At 59.9% G+C, this 12,620-nt stretch carries 6 protein-coding genes and 4 pseudogenes; 6 read left to right on the top strand and 4 right to left on the bottom strand.

Annotation, left to right across the window (positions count from 1 at the left end; genetic code table 11):
* The 4 genes and pseudogenes from EJ079_RS10560 to EJ079_RS33240 form a co-directional block, all read left to right on the top strand.
* A partial coding sequence (locus EJ079_RS10560) for a hypothetical protein (protein WP_164873761.1) occupies positions 1 to 355 on the top strand: 355 nt, incomplete at its 5' end.
* 1,096 nt (positions 356 to 1,451) lie between these two features.
* Positions 1,452 to 4,985 (top strand): autotransporter domain-containing protein, encoded by a 3,534-nt coding sequence (locus tag EJ079_RS10555; RefSeq protein ID WP_127808955.1) that lies wholly within the window; start codon positions 1,452 to 1,454, stop codon positions 4,983 to 4,985.
* A gap of 243 nt (positions 4,986 to 5,228) precedes the next feature.
* Positions 5,229 to 5,914, top strand: a pseudogene (locus EJ079_RS10550) (integrase); the annotation flags it as partial.
* A gap of 116 nt (positions 5,915 to 6,030) precedes the next feature.
* Complete coding sequence (locus tag EJ079_RS33240; protein ID WP_063169293.1) at positions 6,031 to 6,267, top strand: hypothetical protein; 237 nt, start codon at positions 6,031 to 6,033, stop codon at positions 6,265 to 6,267.
* A 161-nt stretch (positions 6,268 to 6,428) separates the two neighbouring features.
* Here EJ079_RS33240 and EJ079_RS10540 read toward each other — a convergent pair.
* Positions 6,429 to 6,629, bottom strand: a pseudogene (locus EJ079_RS10540) (SMC-Scp complex subunit ScpB); the annotation flags it as partial.
* Between the two features lie 571 nt (positions 6,630 to 7,200).
* Here EJ079_RS10540 and EJ079_RS10535 point away from each other — a divergent pair.
* Positions 7,201 to 9,363 carry a prolyl oligopeptidase family serine peptidase gene (locus EJ079_RS10535; RefSeq protein WP_127808954.1) on the top strand — a complete coding sequence of 721 codons (2,163 nt, stop codon included), beginning with the start codon at positions 7,201 to 7,203 and terminating at the stop codon, positions 9,361 to 9,363.
* Positions 9,364 to 9,401: 38 nt separating this feature from the next.
* On the top strand, positions 9,402 to 10,100 hold the full coding sequence (locus EJ079_RS10530; protein WP_127808953.1) for an OmpW family protein: 699 nt from the start codon (positions 9,402 to 9,404) through the stop codon (positions 10,098 to 10,100).
* Positions 10,101 to 10,384: 284 nt separating this feature from the next.
* On the opposite strand, the gene EJ079_RS10525 is transcribed toward EJ079_RS10530, so the two are convergent.
* The 3 genes and pseudogenes from EJ079_RS10525 to EJ079_RS10510 form a co-directional block, all read right to left on the bottom strand.
* Entirely contained in the window at positions 10,385 to 10,612 is a 228-nt protein-coding gene (locus tag EJ079_RS10525) for a hypothetical protein (protein ID WP_245481856.1), read from the bottom strand.
* Between the two features lie 925 nt (positions 10,613 to 11,537).
* Positions 11,538 to 12,200: pseudogene (locus tag EJ079_RS10515) on the bottom strand (IS630 family transposase); the annotation flags it as partial.
* Between the two features lie 68 nt (positions 12,201 to 12,268).
* Positions 12,269 to 12,503 (bottom strand): annotated as a pseudogene (locus tag EJ079_RS10510) (aldehyde dehydrogenase family protein); the annotation flags it as partial.
* Positions 12,504 to 12,620 lie beyond the last annotated feature (117 nt).

Raw genomic sequence — 12,620 nt, 5'->3', positions numbered from 1 at the left:
GATAGTTGCGTGTCTGGCAGGTCCTTTTGCAGAATCCGCATTCGAAGGCTATCTGGACCCGCGCGATATGGCGATGAATGCGTCCGATGGGAATGAGGGGAGCAGCGACTACGCGGATGCCAAGCGAATCTATGGTGAGTTGCGGTTCCTGATGCCGCGCCGCCCCCGTTGGAGGCGGATCGAAGATCGCACGGCCCGGCTAGTACTCGATCACTGGTCGGCCATCGAAGCATTGGCCGCGCATTTGCTGGTCAAGCATGATCTCCAATTCGATGAGGCTCTGACGATTGTTGCGCCGCATCTTCCGCCCATGCCAGCAGCTACGCCGCCAGAGCGTCATCCGCAGCCTGCTTGATCAGCCATTCGATGTGATTTGACCACATCTGCAACACCTCGCGCTTCTCCTTGACGTTGCTATAGAGATNCCGCCAGAGCGTCATCCGCAGCCTGCTTGATCAGCCATTCGATGTGATTTGACCACATCTGCAACACCTCGCGCTTCTCCTTGACGTTGCTATAGAGATCGTAGATTTCGCCAATGTCTCCGGTTCGGGCTCACAGCCCGTCCATATAGCCGCCAGTCTGCTGCCTTCGAGTGGCCCATGTTGGCCGCGGCCAGGAAGTGGCGACGATTGAAAGGACAAAATCAGTTGCCGAAACTCATCGCAGGTGACGGTCTGGTGGCAATTTGGGCACATCTTGTGTCTCGTCGCCAGTAAACACGGATGCCCGGCAGGAGACTGAGCTCGCTGCCGGCGGAAATCGTAGAGCGCCAGCGACGCATTCTGATCTTTCGTCAGGCAGTCGACCGCCTTGGCATACGCCTCGGCCTCCATCTCGATCGACCTGAACCGGTATCTTGTGCGCCATCCGGACGATCTGGGAAAGCTTGGCCGGGCCGGCGCCTTCCCAGGCGCACGGGACGCGCGACGACCCATGTGGACCTTGGATTTCACTACGCACTTACGCTGCTTTGGCCTTGTCAGCAGCCTGAGCATAAAGCGTGCTCAGCTTTCANGTGCCAGCCGGTACGTTGGAGCTTCAACTGTGGCCAGCCAAGCGGGCCGAGGCCGTGAAACTCCTGATACCCTGGACCGTCCGGATTGCAACGCACGACGCCTTGGTCTCGCGCCAACGTCCATTGACGCTCAGCGAAGCATCATGCGGACGAGCTGGGAAAGCTTGGCCGGGCCGGCGCCTTCCCAGGCGCATGGGACGCGCGACGACCCATGTGGACCTTGGATTTCACTACGCACTTACGCTGCTTTGGCCTTGTCAGCAGCCTGAGCATAAAGCGTGCTCAGCTTTCAGGCCGAGCACTCTTCCAGTGTTGACAGCATCTGTCGTCATTCAGGATCGCCCCATTTTCGCATGCCGCTTGCAGCTTTCAGGCTGTTGTCAGCCAGGGCCGCCATAAAGGGTCTCGTTAAACAATTCAGGAGGCCGTTCCAATGATCAATCAGTTTGCGAGACTTTTTCGAGGACCAGGTATGCAGGCTTGTTTCGGGACAAAGAACTTTCTGGCGGCAACCACCGCGATGACGACGGTATTCCTGCCGGCTGTGTCTCTCGGGGTGGGTCTGGTCGCATTTCCAACTGGAGAAGCGTTGGCCGACGACCCGATTTCGATCCCGCTGGAGTATGTCGGGGAAGGCCATGACCGCCTGGGCATCTGGGCCAAGATCAACAATGGCAACGCGCAGCGATACGTATTCGACACGGGCTCGGACCAGCTCAACACGCAGATCGGGTCAGAGGTGACCGGGGTCCGCCCGATTGCCGACACGCCTTACGTATATACGTACGGGGACGGAACGTATGGTAATAAGCTTCAGAACGTGGAAATTGATAAATTTACATATGTCGATCCAGATCAAAAGATAACAATCGACGGGCCGTCTGTAAGCGATAAGAAATACCGGGCTGCTCGCATTCTTGATTTTGTCTATACCCATGCGTATTGCAAGGACAACAATCTTAAGTGCACGCCGGGATCCGTGACGGATGGACTTAAAGATATGTATGGTCAGGATCTCCAAGAACCTTATCACGCCGATAAGGAGCAGCGGGCGAAAATGACCGCTGGCAAGATGGCAGACGAAGGCGGCGATTTCGCAGGTACATTCGGGGCCGGCGATTTTCTTGGCAAGACAAGTGTCTGGGGCATGATGGGCAGTGTCACCAGGTCTGGCTACGTGGTCTCCGCCAATGTGAATCCGGATTCCGAGAGCGACCAAACGCCTGGCTGTTCCCCCTGCACGATTGTCAACCTCAATCCAAGCCTCCGGGCCCAATATACTAATGCCATGCCATGGGGAGAACCCGAGGAAAAAGATCAGGATTCTTATCAGAATTTTCCTGGCTCTGGCGCCAATGCCTCGACCGAATACGAAGGCAGCTACAATCTGCAGTACACGGTTAAGGATGGAGCCCCACCAATCACCGACCCCAACAAGACCGCGGTATTGCTCGACACCGGCACACCGGGCGGTGGCAGTCTGGAGATCAGTGATGCGATGCTGAAGCAATTTCACGATGCGGGCGTCAAACTTAAAAATGTTCGGAGAAATGAGCAACGCGAGATCGTAAGCGCATCGGGCAACATCCCGAGCGTTACAATCGCAGGAACGGATGGCGATCCGGTAAGGCTGGACAATATCGACTTCACCTACACCAGCGGCACGACGGAACAACCCAATGACCAGACCAGTTTTGTTGCCGGTCTTGACTTCTTCAAAAACAGATCGGTCATTTTCGATCTGGAGAAGAAGTATACCGCTTATACGTCACATTTCGTCACTGCCAGCAACTTCTCTACCGATTCATCCGCACCCGAAGGGACCGGTCTGAGCAGGATCACGACGAGCATGGGGAATGAGGGCGGGTTCGGCATAGCGGGTGTCGTCTCCGGCTCCGGATCGCTGACGCTTGATACAAAGACGGTGGTCCGGATGACGAATGTCAACACCTACACCGGCGAGACGAATATTGCTCAGGATGCCTATCTCTCGCTTGCGGGGCTCGGCAACATCCAACGGTCAGCGAAAGTCGTTGCAGACGGCACGTTCGATATCTCCGAACATGGAAATGGCAGCGACTATTGGGGAATCTCCGACGCCTACAACGATGCCCGTATTCGTAGCCTGAGTGGCAGCGGAACGGTCGAACTGGGCAAGCGTACCCTGGTGCTAACGGCTTCGAACGACACTTTCGCCGGCAGCATCAACGACCTCGACGTTGATAACAATAATATGGGCGGCAAACTATTCGTTGCCGGTGGCGTGCAAACGCTGAGCGGAAAGAACAATTTTTCCGGCATGACGACGGTCGGTTCCGGCGCGGGATTGCTGCTTGCCGATACAGGTGTGCTTTCCCATGATGCGACCACGTCCGGCTTTCTCGGGAATGACGGGCAGATCGGGGGCACGGCTATCGCAAACAGCGGCGGTGTCGTCGCAGGCGGCGGCACCTACGGTGCGGTCACCATTTCCGAGGGCGGCACGGTCGCTCCTGGCAGTGCGACCGATCCGAGCAGGATCGTCACCACACTGACTGTCACGGGCGATTTCGCGCAGCAGTCCGGATCGATCTATCAGGTCGACCTCGCAAGGTCGTCCGATCTCATCGATGTTGGCGGAGTAGCGGCGATCGACAGCGGCGCGCAGATCGAGCTGCTGCGGCAGGGAACGCTATCGGTCGATGCCCGATATACTCTGCTCTCCGCAGCAGGCGGCGTAAGCGGCACCTATGGCGGGCTGACGGGGGCTCTGGCGACAGACGCGACGCCCTTCGTCGATTTCCAGCTCGTCTACGATGCCAACAATGTCTATCTCGATATCAGCCGCACATCGACGGCGTTTGCCGATGTAGCTAGCACCTTCAATCAACGCTCGGTCGCCGCTGCGGCTCGGGCGCTTGGAAGCGGTAATCCGATCCAGGACAACATCCTGTTCCTGACGGCGCCGGAAGCCCGCAACGCTTTCGATATGCTATCAGGCGAGGTTCATGCTTCCATTCATAGCGGCCTCATCGAGGACAGTCATTCTGTACGCGATGCCGCGAGCGAACGGATCCGTGCGGCGTTCGACGGCGTCGGTGCCTCCAGCGTTCCGGTGATGACTTATGGGCTGGGTGGTCTGGAACTGGCCCCGGCAACGAGTGAGAATTTCGCCGTATGGGGCCGTGGCTTCGGCGCCTGGGGTCATCTCGACAGCGACGGCAATGCCGCCGGTCTCGATCACTCGACAGGCGGCTTTCTGGCTGGCGGTGACGCGGCTGTCGGCGAAAGCTGGCGGCTCGGCCTCATCAGCGGCTACAGCCATACCTCCTTGGAGGCGGACGATCGCGCGTCGTCGGGCTCGAGCGAGAATTACCATCTCGGTCTTTTTGCCGGCACGCAGAACGGCAATCTCGGTTTTCGTTCCGGCCTTGCCTATACCTGGCACAGCATCGAGACCGGCAGGTCCGTGGTCTTTCCAGGCTTCGCCGACAGCCTTTCGGCCGATTACGACGCCGGCACGTTCCAGGCCTTTGGCGAGCTCGGCTACCGTATCAATACGGCTTCGGCTTCCTTCGAGCCCTACGCTAATCTCGCTTATGTGAATTTTGACGCAGATGGCTTCACCGAGAAGGGCGGCGCAGCCGCCTTGTCGAGCGGGGATCGCTCGAGCGACACGGCGTTTACCACGCTAGGTCTGCGTGCGTCGACGGTACTGACCCTCGGCACCGTGACTGCTACCGCGCGCGGCGGTCTTGGCTGGCGCCACGCCTTCGGCGACGTCAGGCCGGATACCGCTCTTGCCTTTGCTGGCGGTTCCTCCTTCGCCATCGAGGGCGTGCCGATCGCAAAGAACGCAGCTCTGCTCGAAGCTGGGCTGGACGTAAACATCACCGAGAACGCGACGTTCGGCATCGCCTATCAGGGACAGATCGCCTCGGATGCCCAGACACACGGGTTCAGCGCCAAGCTCGGCGTCCGTTTCTAAATCACCCGCAAAAGAGATTGGTTATGAAGTCAGTGAGTGCATTTTCTTTTACCGTCGTTCTCGGCTCAGCGACGGTGATGTCTGGGTCCGCCGCGCGAACGGACGATGCCTGCTACAACAAGGCACAAAGCCTATGATGACGCAATGTTCAATCGACGACGTGAAGCCAGTCGATGACGAGCTCGACAAGCTCTACAAGGAGATGGAGACCCGGCTCAGAGAGTCCCGGCGCATGTCCAGGAACTGGTCGAGACCGAGAGGGACTACAACGCCACCTCGGAGAACACGCGCGACGCCTACCCCAAGGATTGGCGGCATTTTTTTGCTCCTGGTGCCGGCGCGCTGGCTTCGATCCCCTGCCTCCGGGCTCGAAGGTGATCGGGCTCAATATCAGCGCCTGTGCCTCGGGCACCGCCGCCGGCGATCCGAAGCGTGGCGCCCCTGCCCTTTCGGTTGCGACCATCGAGCGGCGGCTCTCCGGCCTCGCCTGGAACTTTACCCAGCGCGGCCGGCCGTTGGACCGCGCGGAGCGGCATATCTATAAGGTTCTTGCCGGCATTCGCCGCAAGCACGCAAAGCCACCGCGGCAGAAAGAGGCGGTCCTGGCGACGATCTGCTGGCGATGATCGCCACGCTCGGCCACGACCTCAGGGCCTGCGCGACCGCGCTATTTTGCTCCTGGGCTGTGGCGGCGGCCTGCGGCGCTCCGAGATCGTCGGTCTCGACGTCATGCGCGACGACAACAGCGATGGCGCCAGCTGGATCGAGATTTTTGACGGCAAGGGCTGCTGGTCACCCTGCGCGGCAAGACCGGCTGGCGCGAGGTCGAGGTCGGCCGCGGCTCCAGCGACCACACCTACCCCGTAGTCGCGCTCGAGAGCTGGATCCGCTTTGGCCGCATCGCACGTGGACCCCTGTTCCGCCGCATCTTGTCGATCAGGTCGATATAATACGAAAAAGCCGCCGCCATTCGGGACGGGCGTCGGCTATCATGTCCAGCCATTATGCGGCGAGCGGATAGCTTTCGCCGGACCAGGCAGAGAACTTGGCGGCAAAAGCCTTCATCTCGTCGACCGCGAATGTGGTGCGCGGTTGCGAACTCGACTTGCTGGGCGAGAGGGACCTCGCCGAGAAAGGCGCTGACATGAGCGGGATGCTGCTTGGCCAAATCGAGATCCGCAAAGCAATCGGCCAGCGCCGCGTCGTCCAGCTGTACGCTGCAGGGCGCGTTCACGTCGTCAAGACGGATGCCAAATGCTTGCTCATAATGGCCGCAAGGTAATCGTTTCGGGTCGGAGACACAAGTTGCCGCCTCCTTCGCCGTAGAGTGGCCCGATTCAATCACGATCGATATTGCCACCTCTTATCGATAGTGATCGCATAGTTCCCTGATTCGACTCTCAACCGCTCATATCAAGCGATTACTTCCATGTATCTGCTGCGCTAGCCCGTCCTGGCCTTGGAGTGTCGCTCCTCACCTCCTCCACCACTCACCAGCCCGATGGGAGTATCGCCCGCCAGCAGCTTCTCCTTGCTGAGCAGCGCGGCAACCTCAATCGCCTCGAAATCGGGCAAATCCCGCAGTGTGTCGAGGCCGAAGTGCAACAGGAAGGTCTTGGTCGTGACGTAGGTGTAAGGCGTGCCAAATTCAGCGGGCAGGCAGACGTTGACCCACAACAATCAAGGGGACGGTGCAGGCCAAGATTGCGGCAGGGCTTGGGCCCCCCACCCTTCTCCTCAGAACTCCGCTGCTTCCAGCTGGCGGCTGAAACTCACAGGCGCAGCCAGCTTGGTCTCTAACCGCATCGATCGCATCATGGTGTCTGCCATGAATCCGTGTGCGTGAAGCGCTCCAGAGCGAAGATGTTGGGCGTCAACCAGGTTCACTCCAATGAGCTTCACTTCTCGAGTTCTGCACAGTGTCCACGACTGGCGCCGGAGGTTGATCCGGTGATTAGGAGGAGCACTCGTTGTCGGATTCTCGACGATGTCGGACATGTGACACAACGCTTCCAGAGCGATCGCATTGTTCCGAAACGATTTTCCCAGTTGGCACGAAGGTTGCGGCCCTATGCGCAAAAGCACTGCGATGCCGCACCGACTGGAAGAACTCATCAATGATCACGCTTTTCGAACATGTGGGCGCCGCTACCGACACTGAGCGTTCCCGAGCCGACGGAAGCCTCTATCCCTTCTTTCTGAAGGCTGTCCGGACATGAACGCATTTGATGTCCGTCCAACGCTTGATGCTCCCGACGACGATCCCTATGTCTGGCTTGAAGATGTAGAGGGCGAGCGGGCACTTGCCTGGGCCGCCGGCCAATCGGCAAGGACTCTGAAGCACTTCGGTGGAACGCAGTTCGAGCGCGACCGCGCGGCTCTGACAGCCATTTTCGACAATCGCGACAATCTTCCCCTGATCGCGCGCCGTAGTCAGTACCTCTACAATTACTGGCGAGATGACGGTAATCCACGCGGACTGTGGCGCCGGACCACCCTTGCCGCCTACATGAAGGCGGATCCCCAATGGGAGCTACTGCTCGATCTGGATGCTCTCGCGGCTAGCGACGGAGAGGACTGGATCTGGGACGGCGCGTCCATCGAGCCGGAGAGACGGGAAAGAGCCGTTCTGCGCCTGTCGCGCGGCGGCAGCGACGCGGTCGTGCATCGCGAATTCGACCTGATCTCTCTGAGCTTTGTCGCCGACGGCTTCAACCTCCCCGAGGCCAAAGGCTACGTTAATTGGCTGGACCCTGACACGCTTCTGCTTTCCAGTGCGCTTGGTAATGGCATGGCCACCCGCTCCGGCTATGCGCGCACAGTTCGACTGTGGAAGCGTGACGCGGATCCCCTCACCACGCCGGCAATCTTCGAGGCCGGGTTCGAAAGCTTCCAAGTGTCTGGTCATTCGGACCGCACCGGCCGCAGCGAGCGCCTTTGGTTCATCGAGCAGCCGGCCTTCTTCGAGAAGATCAGCTGGATCGGCGATAGGAGCGGGCCGAGGAGGCAGATCGATCTTCCTCGCGACGCGTCGTGGCGGGTCTTCGGCGACTGGCTGGCGGTAAGGCCGCGCAAGCCCTGGACGGTGGGAGGCACCACCCATCCCGCCGACGCGCTGATCGTCATCTCGCTTTCCACTTTCCTCGCCGGCGGACGCCGTTTTGAGACCCTGTTTCAACCAGGGGAAAGGCGCTCCATGCAGTCATTCTTCTGGAATGACGGGAAGCTCATTATCTCTTACCTCGTCAATCTCGCACCGCGTTTCGAGATGTTCACTCCCGGCCACCAGGAATGGACGCGCCGAGTCCTGAACACCCTGCCCGCCGAAGGTACTGTCGACGTCTGGTCATTCGATGCGGCAGTTCACGAGACCAATGGAGAGGTCCTGATCTGTGCTCAGGATCCGATCACGCCGCCGCAGCTCTTGCTGTTCGATCTGAATGCCGCGCCGTCTCTCAGCGCTTCAGCAATCCTGAAGCGCAGCCCGGAGAATTTCGATGCATCCGGACTGGTGGTCACGCGCCACGAGGCAGTCTCTATCGATCATGAGCTGATCCCCTATACGCAGGTTGGTCCGGCGAACGGGAACGGAGATGCTCCGATTCACCTTTCCGCTTATGGCGGGTTCGGCGTATCATTCCTGCCCTACTACAACTCCCCGCTGGGCAAGCTGTGGCTCGAGCGCGGCGGCACGTGTGTCGAGGCGAACATCCGCGGCGGCGGCGAGTTCGGCACCCGCTGGCACGAAGCCGGGCGCAGGGAGGGCAAGCGTCTCGCCCATGACGATTTCGCCGCCGTTGCCGCCGACCTCGTGCGAAGGGGCATCACCCTGCCGAGGCGGATTGCCGCCGAGGGTGGCTCAAATGGCGGCCTGCTGATCGCAAACATGCTGACCCGCTATCCTGAGCATTTCGGGGCTCTGTTCTGCACAGCACCGCTTATCGACATGCGTCGCTACACCAAGCTCTTGGCGGGCGCGAGCTGGATCGACGAATATGGCGATCCGGACAAGGTTCACGATTGGGCTTTCCTGAAGGAAATCTCCGCCTATCACGCCGCAGCGCCGGGACAGCCCTATCCGCCTATCCTGATCGCCACCACGAAACGCGACGACCGCGTCCATCCGGGCCATGCGCGCAAGATGGCCGCAAAACTGCAGGCTCTTGGCTATCCCGCTTACTTCTACGAGGCCAGCGCAGGCGGGCACGGCTGCGGCGAGGACAATCGGGAGCAAGCCGCATTCATCAGTCTAGGCACCAATTTTCTCCGCAGCGCAATCGGCTTCAACGATCACCCTCCGGAGACGGCGGAACGCGTTGCAACGCAAGAGGGGCATTTGAGGTCCATCAACAATTCATTCGAGCAGGAGACGAAATAGTGCAGTGCATCCTTTCTGAACATCAAGGAGTGAATCTCATGGCGAGAACGCGAATGGGCGTAGCGCGGGCAACAGCAGCGGCGGTGGCCCTGATCATGGTGGGACAGCAGGCCGTCGCCGCGGAGCCTGCGCAAGCAGAGACCGTCCTGGCGGAGACGGGAGCCTCGGTCACCGAAGCGCCAATCCCTTGGCAGGTCCGCCTGCGGGCGTTGGGCGTCGTTACGAAAGATCTGGGCTACGTTGATACGCTTCCCGGCTCCGGTCTTTCGTATTCGGACACGGTGACGCCGGAACTCGATATCTCGTATTTCTTCACCGACAACATCGCCGCCGAACTCATACTCGGTACCACCTATGCCAACATCGCGGGCCAAGGGACGATCGGAGGGTTGGGCAACATCGGCAAAGTTTGGCTGCTGCCGCCGACGCTCACGTTGCAGTACCATTTTACCGATCTCGGCGCGTTCAAACCTTATGTCGGCGCCGGCGTGAACTACACGATCTTCTACAACCAGGACACTGGCAGCGCTGATGCTCTCAAGGTGAAGAACACGTTCGGCACGGCGCTGCAGGTCGGATTCGACTATATGGTGGACCAGCACTGGGGCCTCAACTTCGACGTGAAGAAGCTTTTCCTGAGGCCGGACTTCGACGTCACGGTGGCCGGCGCGAAGCTGACGGGGAAGGCGGAGCTCGATCCCTGGCTGATAGGCGCAGGTGTCACCTACCGCTTTTGAATATCAAGTGAAGTCCGCTTCCCGACTGCCGGTTTAAAATGAAGGGCGCCTCGCGCGCCCTTTTTTACGGTCGACACTGCAGGGCGAGACCTCATGAAGCCATTGTCGAGAGGCGGGGCTCTCTTCCGGCGGACCAAGAAGGTGCACTGGCCAGCCGGCCTCGCGCCTGAGATCGAGTGCTTAGAAGCGCTTTGGATCGGGACGGGCTTTGGTATTGTGGGTGGAATACTTCGGCCAAATCCTTTGCGGCATCGTCTCCCGGACGTCATGTGTGAGCTTCTTTGTCAGCGCAAGGCGAACACGGATCTCCTAGCAGGCCGTTGAAGAAGTGTCCCGTTTGGCCTTGAGGATTGCCTCGTCGCCATTGTGATAACGAAGGTGATCTCGATGGAGCCGTCGTCGAGCAGTTCAGCATGGCCGTCGCCTGTGACCTCGTCCATTTCGTCGAATCCGACCCATGTGAAGAAGACCGTCGACGGGCCGTAGTCGAGTTCGAGGGTCAGATGAGCCAAACGCCAGTGGGGCGTCCTGGGGACGACGCGCGCGAGATTCTGGTCGTGGTGGCCAGCCCAATACAAAAACCGAAGAAATGTCCGGATGTGAGAAGTTGCTGCGGTGCGGGTACCGGAGGTCGCCGATAGTGACAGCCGATGTTCGACAGCGGCAAGGACATGCTCAGCCGTCAACGCGCCGAGGTCTTGGCCGGGAATGGTGGTGATGGAACCAATCCAGAAAGCGGCGGCTGCCTAGGAGAACGCCTTCGCGGGACTTTGACTCCAGTCCGCACACCCTGCTCAGATAGTCCGAAAAAGAGGTCAGAAGCGGAGCATCCGGATTATTATCTACACTGGGAACAGAAGCAAGGAAGCGTTCTGGAGCCACTCGCCGCGCGTGTCCCAGTGCCGACACTGCTCCAAGCTGACTATCTGCCATGACCACCTGCCGAACGTAGTCCGTTGACGCCACCGGTACCCTTCGCGGTCTGCTCCAGCGGGAAAGATCGGGTCTGAACGATCCTGCTGACCTGTGCGGCGGCCTCTCTCGCTAGGGCGTCCCCCTTCCTGTCGTCCTCCTCCGCCGCTTTCGGCTGCTTTCGGCCCGCCGCCCTCGCCAAGGCGTCGTAGTCAGTAAGCGCGTCCTCCGTCTCCTTTAGGGGCTTCATCGCGTGACTAGAGTTTAGCGCGTGTTTGTAGGCGGCGGACCGAATGGTCGTCGAAATGCCACCCAGCGCCACCGCAAGATGCCTTAGGGCTTCCGCCTCATAATCTGACAGCGGCACGTCACGATTAGAGCCGGTTGCCCTGCCTTCTTCCACTTTCACAATGTCTGTAGTTAATTCCTGCTCCATCGCGTTGACTGAGATACGATGGAGACGGAAGTGGAGAACAAATTGTTACAAGCAACTAAGATGATATTCTCGTCAACGGGGCAATAGTGGACGTTAAGGGCGGCGAACAGGGTGGTGGTGCCGTTGCGCTTGTAGTCGTGCCTCATCGTACCGAGCCGCCCCTTCTTCATCGGCAGGCCGGGTTGGGTGCGGTCGAGCGCGAGCGCCTGGATCTGGCTCTTTTCATCGACCGACAGAACGATGGCATGGGCCGGCGCATCGAGATAGAGGCCGACGACGTCGCGCAACTTGTCGACGAACTTCGGATCATTGGAGAGCTTGAACTGGCGCCAGCGGTGGGGTGCGAGACCATGCGCCTTCCAGATGCGCCTGACGGCGCTGGCGCTGATTGCGGCGGCTTGCGCCATCATGTCGGCGGTCCAGTGGGTCCTCTCGCCCAGCGGATCGGCAAGCGTCAGTGCCACGACGCGCTCGCCGACATCGGGACCGAGCGGCGGAATGCGCGACTGTCGCGTCTTGTCGCGCAGCGGCCCGTCACAGCCTTCCGCGGCAAATCGCTCCTGCCAGCGCCAGACGTCGGTCTTCGACTTGCCGATGCGGCGCATGACCTCGCCGGTGCCGACGCCGTCGGCGGGCAAAAGCACGATCTCGGCGCGCCAGACATGCTTTTGCGGGGCGTTGCGATCCCTGATCAGCGCCGTCAGACGGACGCGATCGGCCGACGAAACGGTGAACGATCTTCCTGTGCGCATGCGCCAGACTCGCACGCGCAGGCCAGAAAGGGAATCTCTGATTGGACTCCTATGTCAGGCGGGAACCACTAGAGGCCGAGACCGCCGATGCAGACATGTTTGGTGTCGAGATAATCCACGATGCCCTGGAGGCCGCCTTCCTTGCCGAGGCCCGATTCCTTGACGCCGCGGAACGGCACCTCCGGCCTGGTGATCAGGCCTTCATTGACGCCGGTACTTCAGTCCTTCCATCACGCGGAAGGCGCGACCGAGATCGCCGGTGTAGAAGTAGGCCGCGAGGCCGAACTCGGTGTCGTTGGCGAGCGGCGTGCCCGACCTGAGACATGGGTGACGTTTTGTACCGGACACGGATGAAGTGCACACCCCTCGGGTGAGCGTTTGCTCGATAATATCCACTGAAGTGAAGCAGTCGGTCTTAAT

Source organism: Mesorhizobium sp. M7A.F.Ce.TU.012.03.2.1, assembly GCF_004006095.1.
Classification (GTDB): domain Bacteria; phylum Pseudomonadota; class Alphaproteobacteria; order Rhizobiales; family Rhizobiaceae; genus Mesorhizobium.
This window is presented reverse-complemented; position numbering and strand designations above follow the sequence as displayed.